The sequence below is a fragment of the Thalassospira sp. GB04J01 genome, from assembly GCF_000751115.1.
GTDB lineage: Bacteria > Pseudomonadota > Alphaproteobacteria > Rhodospirillales > Thalassospiraceae > Thalassospira > Thalassospira lucentensis.
In genome coordinates, this window is record NZ_CCDX020000010.1 from 162,664 (window position 1) to 181,714 (window position 19,051).

General features: G+C 51.2%; 12 protein-coding genes and 1 tRNA gene. 4 read left to right on the plus strand and 9 right to left on the minus strand.

The window, feature by feature from the left end; genetic code table 11:
- The first annotated feature begins 361 nt into the window (after positions 1-361).
- The gene (locus AMM48_RS10190) at positions 362-874 is read left to right on the plus strand and encodes an MbcA/ParS/Xre antitoxin family protein (RefSeq protein ID WP_102783925.1); all 513 of its coding nucleotides are present in this window, start codon (positions 362-364) and stop codon (positions 872-874) included.
- Positions 875-969: 95 nt separating this feature from the next.
- Positions 970-1,164 (plus strand): hypothetical protein, encoded by a 195-nt coding sequence (locus AMM48_RS10195; protein WP_102783926.1) that lies wholly within the window; start codon positions 970-972, stop codon positions 1,162-1,164.
- A 356-nt stretch (positions 1,165-1,520) separates the two neighbouring features.
- Here the strand turns inward: AMM48_RS10195 and AMM48_RS10200 are convergent, their stop codons facing one another.
- The 9 genes from AMM48_RS10200 to AMM48_RS10240 form a co-directional block, all read right to left on the minus strand.
- Positions 1,521-2,999, minus strand: coding sequence for a Fic family protein (locus AMM48_RS10200; RefSeq protein ID WP_102783927.1), 1,479 nt, complete (start codon positions 2,997-2,999; stop codon positions 1,521-1,523).
- 182 nt (positions 3,000-3,181) lie between these two features.
- Entirely contained in the window at positions 3,182-4,735 is a 1,554-nt protein-coding gene (locus tag AMM48_RS10205; RefSeq protein WP_102783928.1) for a TniQ family protein, read from the minus strand.
- On the minus strand, positions 4,722-5,672 hold the full coding sequence (locus tag AMM48_RS10210; RefSeq protein WP_158246453.1) for a TniB family NTP-binding protein: 951 nt from the start codon (positions 5,670-5,672) through the stop codon (positions 4,722-4,724). Before AMM48_RS10210 ends, AMM48_RS10205 begins: the two co-directional genes overlap by 14 nt.
- The gene (locus tag AMM48_RS10215; RefSeq protein WP_102783930.1) at positions 5,665-7,755 is read right to left on the minus strand and encodes a Mu transposase C-terminal domain-containing protein; all 2,091 of its coding nucleotides are present in this window, start codon (positions 7,753-7,755) and stop codon (positions 5,665-5,667) included. The genes AMM48_RS10210 and AMM48_RS10215 overlap by 8 nt, the downstream gene beginning before the upstream one ends.
- On the minus strand, positions 7,752-8,390 hold the full coding sequence (locus tag AMM48_RS10220; protein ID WP_102783931.1) for a TnsA endonuclease N-terminal domain-containing protein: 639 nt from the start codon (positions 8,388-8,390) through the stop codon (positions 7,752-7,754). Before AMM48_RS10220 ends, AMM48_RS10215 begins: the two co-directional genes overlap by 4 nt.
- Positions 8,391-9,221: 831 nt before the next feature.
- Positions 9,222-9,298 (minus strand) — tRNA-Ile (locus AMM48_RS10225).
- Between the two features lie 106 nt (positions 9,299-9,404).
- Positions 9,405-11,498 carry an RNA polymerase sigma factor RpoD gene (rpoD, locus tag AMM48_RS10230; RefSeq protein WP_022731304.1) on the minus strand — a complete coding sequence of 698 codons (2,094 nt, stop codon included), beginning with the start codon at positions 11,496-11,498 and terminating at the stop codon, positions 9,405-9,407.
- Between the two features lie 117 nt (positions 11,499-11,615).
- Positions 11,616-13,529, minus strand: a complete 1,914-nt coding sequence (dnaG, locus tag AMM48_RS10235) for a DNA primase (RefSeq protein WP_102783932.1) — start codon at positions 13,527-13,529, stop codon at positions 11,616-11,618.
- Positions 13,530-13,686: 157 nt separating this feature from the next.
- Complete coding sequence (locus AMM48_RS10240) at positions 13,687-14,142, minus strand: GatB/YqeY domain-containing protein (protein ID WP_102783933.1); 456 nt, start codon at positions 14,140-14,142, stop codon at positions 13,687-13,689.
- Between the two features lie 368 nt (positions 14,143-14,510).
- Between AMM48_RS10240 and carA the strand changes: the two genes are divergently transcribed.
- Both carA and carB read left to right on the plus strand, forming a co-directional pair.
- The gene (carA, locus tag AMM48_RS10250) at positions 14,511-15,680 is read left to right on the plus strand and encodes a glutamine-hydrolyzing carbamoyl-phosphate synthase small subunit (protein WP_102783935.1); all 1,170 of its coding nucleotides are present in this window, start codon (positions 14,511-14,513) and stop codon (positions 15,678-15,680) included.
- A gap of 86 nt (positions 15,681-15,766) precedes the next feature.
- Positions 15,767-19,009: a carbamoyl-phosphate synthase large subunit gene (gene carB, locus AMM48_RS10255; RefSeq protein ID WP_102783936.1), complete on the plus strand. Its 3,243-nt coding sequence runs from the start codon at positions 15,767-15,769 to the stop codon at positions 19,007-19,009.
- Positions 19,010-19,051 lie beyond the last annotated feature (42 nt).

Genomic DNA, 19,051 nt, shown 5'->3' on the forward strand with positions numbered 1-19,051 from the left:
TCACAGCACCTTCCCCCATGCCCATGTTTTTCTGTGCTGGGCAATGAGCCCGATATCTCGAAAGAAGGAAGGTTATGCGTGAACAACCAAGTTTGGAGACACTTCTGGAACTCGCACTCAAGAAAGCTCTGATGGACAGACAATATTTCTATGTCTCCTGCTATCTCAAACCTGCACTTGAACTGCTGCAGGAGCAAAAAGAGACAAGCAGAACTTCCCATTAATTCTTTCGAACATCGAGCAAAACCCGCCCCTATCCGACTTTCCGGATAGGGGCATTATTTGATCTGGTCGTCTTGTCTGTCCCTATAAACAGTGCTTCAATAACCTCTTCCAGATTCCCAAAGAACGGAACACTCCAATGAGCGATCAGGTCAGAGATGCCATTCAAGTCATCGGTTCGGCACGTACATCCGCCAGCGATCGCAAACGGCTAAGTGGTCCAGGTTTGCGTGCTTTTCACTCTATTACAGACATCTGGGGTCTTACGCATCAACAACGCTGTATCCTTCTTGGAGACCCTGCAATTTCCACCTATCGGCGCTGGATAGTAAAAACTGCGAAGCACGAAGCTATTACCTTGTCAAAAGACACCTTGATCAGGATTTCGGCAATCCTTGGCATTCATAAGCAGCTTACAAATCTGTTCGTAAATCCCGCCGAAGCCATGACATGGCTTCAAGCCTCCCATACCGGAATTGTCTTTTCAGGACTGTCCCCACTTGAAGTAATGCTCCTCGGCACACAAGACGACCTTCTCACCGTAAGACGTTATCTCGATGACTGGCCCTACGGTCCTCAAGGAAATGCATACACATCGACATCATTTAGCCCTGTAAAACCGGAAGATCTTGTTTTTCGCGAGAGTCACTAACCAGTGAATGCTGCTGGAAGGATTTATCATCTTCCCTGCTACATATAGCCTTGCTGGCACACTTGTCCGTCATCATATGAATTCGGAGCAAACCAATGGATTCCGCATGCAACAAGGCGCAATTGACCGGCGGACTGTCCATCACAGTCCGCCGTGATGACGAGAGGCTCATCCGTAAAGCAGCCAAACTCTCAAAAACCAAAAGCATCCCTGACTATCTGGTCGGCTCCCTTGTGATTCAGGCCAACTCCGGCCTTAAGGGCCTTGTTTACGAAGAAAACAGTATTTGAGCAGTGAGAACGCAAAAATGTAGCCCTGCAAAATTTCCAAACGAGATGATGAGTTAACACTGACTTTGCCTGATGACCTGGTTTCCAGACTAGATATTAAAGAAAGGTAAATCCTTTCTGCTTCAGTAAAAGATGGCGTACTCATACTTCGGTAGGGGGACGCGCCACTCTATACGCTGGACGAACTTCTGGCTGCCACGAATCCGGAAGAATTCTCCCAAACAAACACGGACAGTAGGTGGCTAGAAACGTCTCCTCGTGTCGGACGAGAGATCATTTAGATCACTGAATATGATTTTACCGCGCTCTCAAGCTTGGATTGGGCGTGAAGCCCAGGACTACGACGTACAACAGACCTATCGCGGACGCTCAAGGCGCAGATAGTGTTCATTCGCCTCTTCCGGCTCCAGAAACGCATTACATGCCTCAAGAATGCTGCGCGTTTCAGCCCAATCTTGCCACAGCACCTCAGATGTCCAAAGCTGAGCAAAATCAAGCATACGGATCAGGGCCGTTGTATTTCCCAATCGGGACATACTTCTCAAGCCAACAAAATATGTATCTCGAAATACTGGGGGGATTATAGCTCTCGACTGATTGTCAGCCGACATTTCTCTGTTCATGGCAATGCGTGCCATCCGTCCATTGCCATCATCGAAGGGATGCACCTCACTGATCAGAAACATTGCAAACACACCACGCCGGAACCCGCCTTTAAGCTGATCAAGCATGGCAAATCCCTCTTCCAGGGTGCCCGCCACCTTTTCAGGAGACACAAAGACATAGCCTCCTGCCATGTTGTCTTTGGCCTTGAACACACCAGGGTTCTTGCCCAAATGCCCCTGCATGACGCTAACATGATCTGTTCTTAATTGGCGAATAAAGGCGTCAAAACTCGTTGAGGGCGAAGACATATGTGCTGCACCGGAAACCACCTGCCACGTCCCAAAAAGGTCCTGAGAATCCTCTAAGCGTCCCTGGGGAACCTTGTTTGTAAAGATGATGTCTCGCGCTTCCTCTACGTCGAATTTGATCCCCTCAATGAAATTGGAAAAGTAAGCCTCATAGAAAGCACTCAGTTCATTGTTGGCTGGGTTCATGGCAGAGACTGGGCGACCTGTGGGGATGAACTCGTGCAGTGCCGTAAATAGCTTTTCAAACAGAACCACACGATCAGCATCAATCCGGGATTCGCCCCTGTCTGTGCGTCCGCCTGCTTCTAGGAGAACATTATTTGCACCGTGCAGGGCACCAATGATCTGATCAAGCTTTTCAGCTTCCTTTGTCATTCCCAACTGCTGTCCGACCGCAGGCACCTGATCGCGCAACCGGCTTAGGCCGTCTTCTCCATACCGCTCCAAATAGGCTTCTAGATACGCCTTGAGTTCATCCCGGCTATATGTTCGAGCAATACGCCGCGACGAGGTACGGGACGGAACCATACTTTCGATCAGGGCACGTGCCGGGCTCGGAATATATATGCCGTTTTTGGTTCTGGTGTCGTCTGAAAGCGGCTGATGTCCCCGGCGGGCATAAATGGTCAAACCAGGCAGAACAGTATCCCGAGCAGTTGAGGTGATGAGAAAGATGCACCCATCATTGTCTGGCCCATTCTGAAGGGCTGTGCGTCCGTCAAGCACAGGTTCTGAGTAAATCTTTGTGACGATTTCCCAAAGATGACGGCGCACATAGTCTTCGAGTGGAGTATCTAGATCCTTCGTGTAGAGCCCACGTGCCAGCCGTCTCTCTCTGTTGGTCTTCAGTGCATTGGAAATCATTTGCCGCGACGATGGTGACGTCGTGAAAATTTCAGGCAGTTTCTTCAACGACTGCATGTGCAACAGTTCCGCCAACAAGATCGAACAATCCAAGCATTTTGTCGACAAACTCAATAATAAGATAGGAATTTATCGACAAACAGATGGATAAGAGATCTCAGCATCGTCAATGAAGCCATTCAAAGCTCAGATATTTCCAACTAGCGAATGTTGGCTATGTGAAAATCGATGTCACATACCTAGCCGCGAGCGAGATACCACTTATTCAGTTGAGCCTCGTCCAAGGAAAAATACTCCAGCAGATTTTCAGTATCCAGTCGCCGACGATATAATCTCAGAGCCCCATAGTTTATAGCATTGAACAATTTACTATATGTCAGGCCCATATGATTGTATTTGGCAACAGCTTTAGACAACTGAATCGTTCTTTTTCCTGTAGCTGGTCGTTTGGCGGTTTCTCGCAAACCGCCCAGCCAGTCATCGATGACTTGCCTGTCATACCACCACTTTGGCCACCCGTCCTTTTCGGGCGAGTGAAATGGATTAAGAATGCTAGCGGTACTCAAACTGTAGAGCGAGTGAAGGGACAGACCGAGTTCTTCTGAAAGCTCCTTTCTTCCGACAAAACGTGATCTGGTTTCAGCATACTCACGCACACTGTCGCGATGCACGCAGATCATCTTACCATAGCTGGTGTCGAAAGGTTTGCTCTGAAGGTAATGCCGGTCGACAAGGCGTTTGAATTCCTGGCGACCAACTCCCAATTGCTTTCGAGCAATAAAGCCCGGCACATAAATCCGTCGATCACGCTTCTTCAGCACAGAAGGACATCCTCTGCCTGTCAAAATGCGGTCATTCAGCCGACGGTTCATGTAATCCTGAAGCCCGTCAAACAGGAACCCTAACTGCTTTTGCTGTGAAACAAGGCTCTTGTAAAACCCACCAAACATCCAATGCATCACAATTGCGCCATTGGGTGCCCCCTTACCCGCACAGATATCGTCGAGGAATTTGAAATACCCGGAAGGCCAGTTAACCAATGCTCCGGCAGCATGATTCATCTTTTCAATCATGGTTTCTGGTCTTGCGTCCAACCATCCATGGTCAATGTCGCTGTCGCCGCGCCAGGAACGCATTGCCAAAAAGGATATTGTTTGCAGAAGCATATAAAGATCGCCATCCACAATCTGTTTCGGAAAACCAAACTCGGTCAAATCGAATTCGATACCAAGGAACTTGTTGGATATGAGTTGCATGAGTGCCCTGACTGAATCTAAGCACTCACTTCCATGACCTCTATACTGGCACCCGGGTAGACAGGGGGCTAAACGCCCCCTGTTGAATGTTACGGGTTCCTTGCAAACCGGACAGGCGTCACGCAACAATTCGCCATGTTCCGGACAGTGCGTAACGGCTTTCATATCCCACAAACCCGAAACGAAGCCTTTTTCACGCAAACATGAAAAACAGACACGTTGACTTGGCCAGTAAAGGTATTGTTTGGGGATAATCTCTCCCATCGACAGGATAACGTGTAGATTGTTTCCCTTTGCACTCACGTAATGGCAGAGGGACTTCATCTCGTCATCTGAAGCGCCAACAACTTTGGCTAAGCGCCCGAGGCGTGTGCTCATCTTGGACAAGGTTTCTTCCGTGAGATTAACCCCAGCCAAGTTTCCTATCCAGGACATGCGTGGATACCGGTTCAGTTCGGCTATTCTGATCAGATAGCCGACCAGACTCTCGTGTTGGATCGGGGGAGATTTAAAAAGGAGGGATCTAGAGGATGTCATATAGACCTCCCTTACCTTTGTCTTTGCCCCTAGGTTTCTTGTTTTTCCCGGGACGGATCGTTGTTTGCCCAACCTCGAAGGTCACACCCCCCAATTCCTGCACAGCATCGTGAAGATGCTGAAACCGGAGCGTTTCATCCCCCTCAATCAATGCTTTCTCGGTCGCATGATGGACAACTTTCATCATGTAACCAAGAAGCCCTTTATTCTCGTCAACGACATATTTGATCGCGTTCGGGTCATTAAGGGCTGAAAGTTCAGGCCTTGGTAGCGGCAAGTGCTTGTTCAGCATATGAAAGAAGAGGAATACAGATTTGCGATTTTCATCCGTATCAAGATCAAAGGGCATGATGCCGATCTTGCCGTTTCGCCTCGTCTCGAGCTGAGGGTTCAATGCGAAAATGTTGTGAACTTCAGGTAGCCCGGCAAATACGATTGGTTTGCGCAAAATCTCCACCTGAGTTTTCAACCAGTCTGCCGCATCATACTGTCGTTTCGCACTCCCGCGGTTGGTCAGATGCTGAAACTCATCAAAGATCAACATCTCGACACCCGTGCGATCGACATAGTCTTTGATCCTTAGTTCCATGTCCTGCCGAGTGCCTTTCACACTCGACAGATCTCCCAACGCCATAAAGATGCTTGCGGCCAGGTTCTTAACCGTACAGCTCTCAGGCACGATGACAAACAGGACCTTCTTGAATTGTCCACTCTCGTTGTGAAGGTTGCAGTAATCCTCAATGATGGATGTTTTTCCTGCGCCTGTTTCACCGACCATCGTCAGAATGCCCGGCCGGGCAGCATGACGGCCTGTTTGATGGAAGTTCGCAATCTTGGTCAGCGCATCCTGAAAGGCATCATGTGCAATCCTACGATCCCGAAATGCTGCAAGTTTAACAGCCTGTTCTTCGGTGAGACGTCTCTCAAACTCATGCATCCGCCTCACTCCCATCACGGTTTTGCCTTCCCGCACGAGAAGACCTCCATCCCCGTCGTTTCAATTCCTCCTCAAGTTCTTCAGGCGACTGAAATGGTGATGTAAATTCGGCATCTGGAATGACATCGTCATTATCATCTTCAGGAGACCCGTCCGAAGCAGGTAGCGGACCATTATCGTTGCCAGCTTTCCTTTCCTCGCTGCTGACGCGATTGGCCGCCTTGCGTTTCCTTTTTTGGCGACTTTTAATGAGATCTTCAGCCACTTCGAACAATGACTGCCGCACTTCGAGAAATTCATCTTCCGAGGATTTTCTAAGGTCCAGCTTTTGCTTGAGCATCGCTTTGCGGATAATGCGATGACGCCAAATCGATAATTTTGACGCATATGTCTCGTAAATACATGTGACTGGAAGGAAAATCTTCGCATGAGAGTCCTCGACGAAGATCGTCGACAAGTCCTCGGGATCGAATTTGACGCGAACGTCCGGGTTAGTGTGCTTCCCCGACCCGTTTTTCATCAGACGCTGCCGAAGCAATTGCACGGCATCCGACTGATAGCTCAACCCCATGATCTTGATACCGGCTCGAGTCAGCTTTTTTAGCTTCACCTTGAACAGCAATACAGACAGGTCTTGCTGATCGGAAATGAAACGAACCGGATGCTTCTGCACGCCGTCATCCCATTTCTCCAATGGAAGCTCGTCCAACGTCGAATGAATTGTCAGTGCATAGTCATCGACGATGAATTTGGCCAGCAGGAACTCCAAATCCTCAATCGTTAGACAAGCGGCCTTCTCAGACTGATAGTCTCCTCTCTGTTCAGGATTGGAGAATGTTGTACCGGGCAAGGTATGGATCAGCTTCGTGTTTAACGTTCCGAAGAAGCGTTCAACTGCGCCCTTATAATGAGGTGTTCGAGCCGGATTATATTCCAGTGAAACACCTAGCTGACTGCAACTGTCCTGCAAATCTTGCGAGTGGAACTCCAGGCCATTGTCGAGAACCAAAGTGTCCATCAAACCAAAACACGGCCACTCTGATGAGAACTTAGCGTCCATCATGGTACCCGGTTGGGCTTTGACTTGCGACAATACTTGTTCGAGATATTGCTCTTTGGGAAGGATTGCATGCTTCAAGCAATGCATGACAGAAACATAGCTCGGCGCGTCAAAGCTAATGTAGAAGCCGACGGGCATTCGACTGTAAAGGTCCAGAGCCACGGTTAACCAAGGTCTTCCCAATAGCTCACCTGACTGAAGCCTTAAGATGATGTCCATCAAGTGATGATCCACTTGCACAATGTGCAAAGGAAATCTCGCAACAACACCAGCTCCGACAGAGGCAAAAACTTTATCAGCTTCTTTTCGCCCTTTTTGGCCTGTCATCACTTCATAGGGATTAAGCCCGGCAAGAAAACGGTAGATGCTTCGCGAAGACGGTATGTGCATACGTCCAGCTTCTGGATGAAGCTTATTTTCTCTTACTAACCGACTTTTAAACTCCTTGAAGACGCTGAGTTTCGTCTTCGGTGTTCGGATGAGGTACTGGTCCTCGATAACTTCCTGAAGTATTTCAAAAGACCGGTTGCACAAACATGTCGGTCGTCGCCCCTTCACGTGGTGCCGAGGAAGGAGAGCTGTAATGTTCCGTCCGCCTTTGATCCAAGTATCATACCACCTCCAAATCGCAGTAAAACTTGGCGGCAAAGAAACCCCGCCCAGTACAGCGCTCTGGATCACGTCATTTATAGCTGTTGTTAAGTTGCTTTTAGCAAGATACTCGTCAACTTTTTCAACATAACTTAGCCGTTCTCGCGCAACAGCCTTGTCCCTCTCATTAAATGCATCAAACCGCTTTTCAGTTTGATCTTTTGAATTGATCAAGGCTTCAGGGACTTGCTGATCTAGCGACGCCTCACCATCGATGATTTTTTTCACCAGTTTGCGCGTGGAAATCAAACGAGGCTTACCTGTTTGACAACATGTGAGGTTCAGTTCACCGGTTTCGGTGTGGCATGTGACTTTATAAACTGCCTCATCCAGCCGAATTCGTGTATTGATCGGGATATGGATCATTGTCATAGCTTTGCATCCCCCTCAAACAACCAGACCAGACTGTTCTCTGTAATAGGTGCATGAAGATCGACGCAAAGCTTACCCTCTGCAATGTAAGGCAACACCGCTTCCAGAGCGTCATCAGCGCTGATTTTACGGGCAAGTTCTTTAACTGATACCCGCCTTCTCCCACCGAAAGCACGCTCGATCGAAATGATGGAATATATTGTTCCACCCAGTAGGCGATAGGGCTGCAAGAGGTTTACATTCGAAAATAGAGGCTCAGGACGAATTTGATCCTCTGTCCAGACCTCAAATGAGTATCCTTTATCCTGAAGTAGGCCTCGTATCACCTCAAACCGATCAAAGATGCCATCCTTGATAAGTTTGTTATTTGGCTTGACCTCGATAATCTTACGCCCCGTCTTGGTTCTAACCTCAATATCAGGGTAGTAAATTCGCTCCTTTCCGCAAAATTCGTACATAAGACCAAAAGGTTGCGACCAGTAAGTCACTACTTCTGGCAATACATCCAAAAGCCGCATGCAATCCCGCTCAAGTTGAGACTCCCAGGGTACGTGGCGCTTGTTCTTACCGCTGAAAAATCGACCAACAACTCGGCCTTTGCTGCGGGTCACGACCCGCCTTGCTGATTCATACATGTTCTGCTCCTCAAGTTGAAATTAGGCAAAGTAATCCTGTGGCGTGCTTGACACGCAGTGCTTGCCTGAGAGGAGGGAACGTGCTAAACGAGAAGGTAACCACACCTTATCGCATTTAGCGACGTAACCAACCGTCTCAGACATTCTGGGGCGGTTTTTGCGTTTCAGACCTCATGAGTTGTTTTCGTTATGGGAGTATGTTCCCGGTTGAACTTAAAGAGGTCAAGCCCGTCGGTCGTGATTATCGTCTCGAAATCAAATGATGATTAACTGAGATGAATCTTTAGGGCACACAGGAAATAATTCAGAAAGAGGTTCAACATAACTATGTAGTTGTATCTTCGATACAAGCTACACATAAAACTGCCAAATTTCACCGAACTCTACAGAGGTTAATAACACCATCTAGTGGTGAAAACCTCTCAAAGGCAAACCCGAAAAATTTGAAAACCTGCATTCAAAACTTTCTTCTTGCTCTCTCAGTCTGAGTTAATCTCTCCCAGAGCTACACTGTAGCCGCAGCAGAAAACTCTCAAGTTTTTGAAAATATCTAGAGACTCGGGCAACTGAGATTTGAGTAAAACAGCGATTGAATGACTACCCCCCAAACTTCAAGTCTGGCTCGGATACATTCATTTGGCTCCTTCAGAGCAACATCTCAATTCTGGAGACAATACCTTAGCTACAATCACTCAAATGGGTTGTTAACGTCGGCCATTTAAGTGTCAAAGTAGGAAGGACATTGTCGAGTGCCAGTTTCATCATTTCCGGCGAGAATTTCAGCTTCTCTGGCGAAAATTTCAACTTTTATGGCACTCGACAAGACACCCATGGTAGGCCCGGAGGGACTTGAACCCCCAACCAGACCGTTATGAGCGGTCGGCTCTAACCAATTGAGCTACGGGCCCCCAAGAAACAAGATGGGGTATAGAAAAGACCGCACCAGATCACTGGTGCGGTCCCGAAAACTAGCGATTTTCGGGCCAAGGTCAAGCCCGAACGTCGTGTTATTTCTTAATAATCGAGGAACGAACGCAATTTGCGTGAGCGTGACGGATGTTTGAGCTTCCGCAGCGCTTTTGCTTCGATCTGACGAATACGTTCGCGGGTCACAGAGAACTGCTGACCAACCTCTTCAAGCGTATGGTCGGTGTTCATACCAATCCCGAAACGCATCCGCAAAACACGTTCTTCACGCGGGGTGAGGGACGCCAGAACCCGCGTGGTAGTTTCACGCAGGTTTGCCTGGATCGCCGCATCAAGCGGTTGAACAGCGTTTTTATCCTCGATGAAATCGCCCAGATGACTGTCTTCCTCGTCCCCGATCGGGGTTTCGAGAGAGATAGGCTCTTTGGCAATTTTCAGAACCTTACGAACCTTTTCAAGCGGCATCTGAAGTTTTTCAGCCAGCTCTTCGGGGGTCGGTTCACGACCGATTTCATGCAACATCTGGCGCGAGGTCCGAACCAGTTTGTTGATGGTCTCTATCATGTGGACCGGAATACGGATGGTCCGGGCCTGATCAGCAATAGAGCGCGTGATCGCCTGACGGATCCACCAGGTCGCATAGGTCGAGAATTTATACCCACGGCGATATTCAAACTTATCTACCGCCTTCATCAGGCCGATATTGCCTTCCTGAATAAGGTCGAGGAACTGAAGACCACGGTTGGTGTATTTTTTGGCAATCGAGATCACAAGACGCAGGTTGGCCTCGATCATCTCTTTTTTTGCACGGCCTGCTTCGCGTTCACCCTTGTTGACCACGCCATAAACGCGGCGGAATTCACCAATCGGCAAACCAACTTCGGCGGAAACACCACCGATGCCTTCGCGCAGGTTGGCAATTTCATCAGGATAGCGTTCGATAAAGGCTTTCCAGCCCTTGCCCGGCAGACCCGAAACACGTTCCATCCAGTTCGGATCAAGCTCGTTGCCCTGATACTGTTTCACAAAATCAGGACGCTTGATTTTGCAGCGATCGGCAAAGCGCAGAAGCTTACCTTCAAGGCCAAGCAAACGGTTGTTCAAGCCGGTCAGGTGATCGAGAAGCTCTTCAATCCGGAAGTTGTTCAGATGAACATCTTCCATCAGGTCGACCATCTCGTTTTTAAGCTTGTTGTAACGCTTTTCGGTCGCGGCCGGCACGGCCTCGCCCTTATTGTGCGCGACAAGACGCTGTTCCTGGGCTTTATGGAGTTTCTCGTAGGTCTTCGCAATCAGCTCAAACTTCTCAAGAACCTGCTCGGTCAGCTCTTCTTCCATTTTGGACAGAGAGACATTGACCTGCTCGTTCTCGTCATCGTCTTCATCGCTGTCGCGCGGGCCCTGAGCCTGTTCTTCTTCCTCGTCATCATCATCGGATTTTTCAGAAGTTTCGGACTCGTCTTCGTCGTCCTCCTCTTCCTCTTCACCGATTGTGTGCGGGGTTTCGGTTTCGGCCTCATCATCGTCGTCGTCATTGGCACTGTCGAAACTTTCGACATCTGCTTCCGGATCGACTTCCTCGGCATCGGCTTCTTCGCCGTCACTTTCCTGTGCGGCAATTTCCGCATCCGGGCCACCGCCATAGGTGGTCTCAAGGTCAATGACGTCACGCAGCAAAAGTTCACCAGCCTGAAGCTGGTCATGCCAATTGACAATCGCACGAATGGTCAGCGGGGATTCGCAAATCCCGCCAATCATCATGTCACGACCGGCCTCGATACGTTTGGCAATGGCAATTTCGCCTTCGCGCGAGAGCAATTCGACACTGCCCATTTCGCGCAGATACATACGCACCGGATCATCAGTACGGCCCACATCGTCTTCAGAGATATTACCACGCGGATCAGCTTCTGCTTCCTCGCTGTCGTTATCATCTGAATCGTCGCCATCGATGACATTGATGCCCATCTCATTGAGATTGCTCATCACGTCTTCGATCTGTTCCGACGAGAAATGCTCTGACGGCAAAGCCGCATTCAGTTCATCGACCGAGATGTGGCCTTTCTCTTTGCCCTTGGCAATGAGCTTTTTGATGGCCGACTTATATGTATCGAGAAGAGGTCCGTCTGCGTTTTCAGAAGAGTTCTTTTTCTCTTCAGCGTTCGAAGTCTTAGACGACATCTATTCCCCGTTTCCCGCTGGGTACATGTTCTGTACCGTTGTTGTCCCAAGCACTGTATTCTCAGCGCAAATCACAAATAGCCCGAGCGCTGATCCGGCGTGCACCGCACCCAAAGATCAGTCGTCGAGCTTAAACACTTTCTCCCGGCGACGAGCGAGATCCTCACGTCTGTGAGAAAATCTCTCCCATTCTTCCTCGCTGGTATCTGCTGCCAACTGTCGGACGGCGTATTTTGCCTCTTCGTCCTCCAGGGAGCTTACAGCCATGGAAAAAACCTGTTTCCAACCCGTTCGGGCCCGTTCAAGCGGCGTTTCGGACTTGGCGAAAGCAGCGTGCGCTATAATATCGGCACTAACCACCCGCAAAACTGTCTCTGACAGCCCGTCGCGCTTCAATTGGGCCTTGATCGTATCAGAATCAAGTCCAGGATCATCATCAAGCAGCTTTAAGACGGCCCGACGAAGATTGTCAAGCTCGGAGTCTGCACAACTATAGATTCCGAGCTGTTCACCGACCTCATCATGCAGATGAGGATGGTTGATCAGCGTCACCAGCAGGATCGAGTCTTGCAGGTCACGCTTCTTTTGCATGGGTGGACGCGACATCCCCGGCACCGCTTTACCGGCCGGACCCCAGAAATGGTCATTTTTCCCGCGTTTGCCAGCCCGGCCCGGTTTTTTATTTTGATAACCGCCTGCCGATCCCCCCGAATATCCACCGCCATAACTACCACGACCGGCCGGTTTTCCGGTTTTTTCGCCCTTAAACAATTTCCACGTGCGATCATTAAACATGGATCGGTACTGCGATTTAACCGCGTCATCGGCAATCACGGAAATCCGCTGATGAAGGTCGGCCTCAAGGGCGGCACGCCGTTCGGGGGTATCAATCTTGCGCCCCGACAATTCCATGCGCCAGATCAACTCGGCCAACGGAACTGCCGTATCAATAATTTTCTGGAACGTCGCAAACCCGTCGGGGGCGGCCATCATGGTATCGGGATCTTCGCCTTCGGGCAGGATGGAAAACACCAGTGACTTACCGGGACGCAGGATCGGCAGTGCGCGTTCTGCGGCACGCACAGCCGCCCGTTTGCCCGCCGCATCACCGTCAAGACACATCACCGGCTCGTTGGTCATTTTCCAAAGTTCGCCGATTTGTTCTTCGGTCACGGCTGTGCCAAGCGGTGCGACAGCCCCACGATATCCCGCCCGATGCAGGGCAATGACATCCATGTAACCTTCGGTCACGATAATCGGTGCATCATTCTGCGATGCTTCGCGCGCCTGCGGCAGACCATACAACAACCGCCCCTTATGAAACAGCGGCGTATCCGGACTGTTGAGGTATTTTGGCTTGCCATCGCCCATGACGCGGCCGCCAAACGCCACCACCCGACCCCGACGATCAAGTATCGGAAACATCACCCGGCCACGGAACCGGTCATAGCTTTGTCGCCCGCTATCTTCGGGCTCGATCAAAAGTCCGGCTTCGATCATCAGCTTTTCGTCGATTTCTTCGCGCTTGAGTGCGGCCTTCAGTGCACCACGATTATCGGGCGCAAACCCCAGACGGAAATCGGCAATGGTTTTGTCATCCAGACCGCGTCGGCGGAAATACTCCAAACCTTCCTTGCCCTCGGGCATGCGCAGCATGCGTTCAAAGAACACACAGGCGACTTCCATCACCTCATAGAGGGTTTTGGCTTTTTGTTCGCGTTCCTGGGCTTCGCGGGATGGTTTTGGCACATCCATGCCGACCTGATTGGCCAGCACCTCAACCGCCTCGACAAAGGTCAAACCACGGGTATTCATCACAAAGCTGATGACGTCGCCATGCGCACCACAGCCAAAGCAGTGATAGAAACCTTTTTGGTCGTTGACCGTAAAGGAGGGAGATTTTTCAGAATGGAACGGACATAGCCCGGAATATTCCCGGCCACGCTTGATCAGCTTCACAGACGATCCGACGACATCCGCCAAATCGACCCGTGCCCGCAGGTCGTCTAGAAACGACTGGGGAAAGCTCATGATTGTCCCGATCCCGTGATTTTGGTGCGATCATCCGCACAAATGGTAATTACCCTGCCCCGGACTGTTTTTTATTGTTGTATCAATGACAGGCCTGAGACGACGAAAGCCGGACGATTTTACACGCCCGGCTTCCATTTAAATAGGCTTCTTGGCGTTAACCCAGAAGTTTTTTAGCAACGCCACCAGCTTTGCCGAAATCCATAGTCCCGCTGTACTGTTCACGCAGAACAGCCATGGTTCGACCCATGTCCTTAAGACAGGTCGCGCCAAGATCGGAAACGGCACAGCGCACAGCATCTTCGATTTCTTCATCGGAAAGCTGCTTGGGCAGGAAAGTTTCGATCACGGCGATTTCGGCCGCTTCCTGTTCTGCCAATTCCGGGCGATTGCCCTTGGTGTACATTTCGATGCTTTCGCGGCGCTGTTTTACCATCGCCTGAAGCAGAATGACGATATCATCGTCGGAAATACCATCGGTATTCCCCTCGCCCCGTGCTGCGATATCGCGTTCCTTAAGTGCTGCCAGAATAAGGCGCACGGTGGTTACGGAGCAGGCATCCTTCGCAAGGACGGCCTTTTTCAAAGCGTCAGTAAGCTGCGATCGCAGCATGGCTCATCTCTGATTCTGTGGAACAAAGGAGCGAACATAGCGTAAAACGCCATCCGAGGCAAAGAAAACCGCGCGCCTCAAACCGTTGATTTTCCTAGAGAAATAAAAGTTTAGATGCGTCCTTGACAGGCCCGCCTCGTTCCCGTAGACATCCGCCAATTTGCCTACCGGGATTAAGCTTCGCCCCGCTTTCAGCACACCCGACTGGCGCAACCAAAACGCGTAGTCATCCATGCTGGAAAACCCTTGGCACGTCTGCATGTCCGGTATGCGGGTTAAAAGCAGCCGTTTGAGTCGGCTTGCGTGAAATTATTATATATATAAAGACTCCGTGTCTCACCGTGGAAAGATCGAAAGGACATTTGCCAATGTCATCCCCCACGCACACCCCGCCTCCTGGTGCTTCCGCCGTTCTGGTTCTTGCAGATGGTTCAGTATTTTGGGGACGCGGCGTCGGTGCCCGAGGAGAGGTCGTCGGTGAAGTCTGCTTCAACACCTCGATCACGGGCTATCAGGAAATCATGACCGACCCGTCCTATGCCGGTCAGATGATCACCTTTACTTTCCCCCACATCGGTAATGTCGGCACCAACGATGAAGACATCGAAAAGGCCACACCGGTTGCCCTTGGCTGCATCCTGCGCCAGGACATCACCGAACCGTCAAACTACCGCGCACAGAAACATTTCAACGACTGGCTGACCGAACATGGCCGGATCGGGATTGCCGGCGTTGATACCCGCCGCCTGACCAAGCGCATCCGAAATGAAGGTGCCCCCAACGGGGTGATTTGCCACAACCCCGATGGCACGTTTGATATCCCCGCTCTGATCGCCATGGCCAACGACTGGCCGGGACTTGAGGGCATGGACCTTGCCAAGGACAACAGCTGTGAGGCCGGGTACGAATGGGATGAAACCCTTTGGACCCGCGAAGGTGGCTACGGCGCACTTGGCAATGCCAAGCACCATGTGGTTGCCATCGATTACGGTGTAAAGCGTAACATTCTGCGCAATCTCGCCGCCCTTGGCTGCAAGGTATCGGTCGTTCCGGCAGACACCTCGGCCGAGGACATTCTGGCGATGAACCCAGATGGGGTGTTCCTGTCAAACGGCCCCGGTGACCCGGCGGCAACCGGTACATATGCCGTTCCGACCATTCAAAAACTGATGGACAGCGGCAAGCCGGTCTTTGGCATCTGCCTTGGTCATCAGATGATGGCGCTGGCCCTTGGCGCCAAGACGCAAAAAATGGATGTTGGCCATCGTGGTGCGAACCACCCGGTCAAGGACACCACCACCGGTGTTGTCGAAATCACATCCCAGAACCACGGCTTTGTTGTTGATAAAGACAGCCTGCCTGACCACGTCGAAGCGACGCACTTCTCGCTGTTTGACGGATCGCTTGCGGGCTTGCGCGTTAAAGACAAACCGATCTTTGCGGTTCAGTACCACCCCGAAGCATCCCCGGGACCGCATGACAGCCACTACCTGTTCAAACGTTTCGTTGGTCTAATCCAGGACGCGAAATCCCGATGACGGGATACGCCCCAAGATAACCGATTAACGGACTTAAACGAGGCGGTGCAGCAGACGCGCCCGCCCTGCGAAAAGCGGAAAAAGACATGCCGAAACGTACAGACATTAAATCCATTCTCATCATCGGTGCCGGCCCGATTGTTATCGGTCAGGCTTGCGAGTTCGACTATTCCGGTGCTCAGGCCTGTAAGGCGCTGAAGGAAGAAGGGTATCGCGTCATTCTGGTCAACTCCAATCCTGCGACCATCATGACCGACCCGAACCTTGCCGATGCGACATATATCGAGCCAATCACCCCAGCCATGGTCGCCAAGATCATTGCAAAAGAACGCCCTGACGTTCTTTTGCCGACCATGGGTGGCCAGACGGCCCTGAATACCGCACTTGCCCTGCATGATGATGGCACGCTTGAAAAATACGGCGTTGAAATGATCGGTGCAAAAAAGCACGTCATTGAAAAGGCCGAAGACCGTCAGCTGTTCCGCGAAGCCATGGACAAGATCGGCCTTGAAAGTGCGCGTTCGGCCATGGTTCGGACCTTCGAAGAAGCAGTTTTAGCTCTTGAAACCACAGGCCTTCCGGCGATCATTCGCCCAAGCTTTACCCTTGGCGGTGAAGGGGGCGGCATTGCCTATAACCGCGAAGAGTTCGAACAGATCGTGCGCAACGGATTGGCGATTTCGCCGACCCATACGGTCCTGATCGAAGAGTCCATTCTGGGCTGGAAAGAATATGAGATGGAAGTTGTGCGCGATCACGCGGATAACTGCATCATCATCTGTTCGATTGAAAACGTCGATCCGATGGGCATTCACACCGGGGACTCGATCACCGTCGCCCCGGCATTGACCCTGACCGACAAAGAATACCAGATCATGCGCGATGCCTCCTTGGCGGTGCTGCGTGAAATCGGTGTTGATACCGGCGGCTCGAACGTTCAGTTCGCGGTAAATCCTGATGATGGCCGTCTGATCGTCATTGAAATGAACCCGCGTGTGTCGCGTTCATCAGCACTGGCATCCAAGGCAACCGGCTTCCCGATTGCCAAAATCGCGGCCAAGCTTGCGGTTGGTTATACGCTTGATGAACTCGACAACGACATTACCGGTGTGACTCCGGCCTCGTTCGAGCCGACCATCGATTATGTCGTCACCAAAATCCCGCGCTTCACGTTTGAAAAATTCCCCGGTGCACAGGCGCTTTTGGGCACCGCGATGAAGTCGGTTGGCGAAGCCATGTCAATCGGCGGCAGCTTTGCCGAAAGCCTTCAGAAAGGTCTTCGTTCGATGGAAACCGGGTTGACCGGTCTTAACGAAGTCAAAATCGAAGGTGCCCCGGACAAAGCCGCGATCCGCGCCAAACTGACCCAGCCGATCCCGTTCCGTATTCTTTATGCCGCACAGGCGTTCCGCCATGGCATGACCTTGGCCGAAATTCAGTCGGCCACCAAATTCGATCCTTGGTATCTCAAACAGATCGAAATGCTGGTTGCAGAAGAAGAAAAAGTTCGCACGGGTGGCATTCCAAAAGACAAACAGGGACTGCTGCGCCTTAAAAAGCTTGGTTTCTCGGATGCGCGTCTGGCGGAATTGGTCGGTCGCGAAGAAGACGATGTCCGTGCGGATCGTCAGGCCCTTGGCCTGCGCCCGGTTTACAAGCGCATTGATACCTGCGCGGCAGAATTCCCGTCGCGTACGTCCTACATGTACTCAATGTACGAAGGCGACGGTTTCTTTGAACCCGAAAACGAAGCCGAAGTCACGGATCGCAAGAAAGTCATCATTCTTGGGGGTGGTCCGAACCGGATCGGTCAGGGCATCGAATTTGATTACTGCTGTGTTCACGCGGCCTATGCGCTGCGCGAAACCGGGATCGAAGCGATCATGGTCAACTGTAATCCGGAAACGGTTTCAACCGACTATGACACATCAGATCGTCTGTATTTCGAACCGCTGACCGCCGAAGACGTGATTGAGCTGTGCCAGCTTGAACAGACCAACGGCGAACTGCTTGGCGTGATTGTTCAGTATGGCGGACAGACCCCGCTTAAACTGTCCGCGGCCCTTGAAAAGGCTGGCATTCCGATCCTTGGCACCAGCCCAGACAGCATTGACCTTGCAGAAGACCGCGACCGGTTCCAGGAACTGATCCATAAACTTGACCTGAAACAACCGGCCAATGGCATTGCCCGTTCGGTTGACGAAGCCGTCAAGATTGCCGAAAGCATCGGCTATCCGATTGTGATCCGCCCGTCTTATGTTCTGGGCGGTCGTGCGATGGAAATCGTTCACACCACCGAAGACCTTCTGCGCTATATGCACGAAGCCGTTCAGGTATCTGGCAAAAGCCCGGTTCTGATCGACAGCTTCTTGCAGGATGCGATTGAAATTGATGCCGATGCGGTATCGGACGGCGAAAACGTATTTGTTGCTGGCATCATGCAGCACATTGAAGAAGCTGGTATCCATTCGGGTGACTCGGCCTGCTCCTTGCCACCCTATTCACTTGATCAGGACATGATTGATCGCCTGAAAGCACAGACCGTTCAGCTGGCCAAGGCGCTTGATGTTGTCGGTCTGATGAATGTTCAGTTCGCGATCAAGGATGACGAGATTTATCTGATCGAAGTCAATCCGCGTGCATCACGTACGGTTCCGTTCGTTGCCAAGGCTACCGGCAACCCGATTGCCAAAATCGGCGCACGGATCATGGCCGGTGAAAAACTCGGCGACTTTGACATTGATCCGGGTCCGTTCAAACACATCGCGGTCAAGGAAGCCGTCCTTCCGTTCAACCGCTTCCCCGGCGTTGACACCTTGCTTGGCCCGGAAATGCGTTCGACCGGCGAGGTCATGGGCCTTGATACTGATTTTGGCCGTGCCTTTGCCAAGGCACAAATGGCGGCGGGCCATACCCTACCGCTTAAAGGCAACGTTTTCATCTCAGTCAAAAACCATGACAAACCGGCTGCAGTTCAACTCGCACGCGATGCGATTGCACTTGGCTTTGGTGTGGTCGCGACCCATGGCACAGCAGAAGCTCTTGAAAAAGAAGGGCTGGACGTCACCCCGGTCAATAAGGTACAGGAAGGACGTCCTCATGTTGTCGACATGATGAAGAACGGTGATATCAACTTGGTATTCAACACCACAGAGAGCAAACAGGCCGTGGTCGACAGTTTCTCGATCCGCCGCACAGCTCTTACTGACGATATTCCGTACTACACCACAGTCGCCGGTGCACGTGCCACTTTGCGTGCCATCGACAACCTGAAACGCGGAGCACTTGATGTTCGCGCGCTTCAGGAATATCTTGGGGACAAGTACTGAGGTTCTTAACCGAATCCGACCAAAGAGTTTAGACCGCCCGGC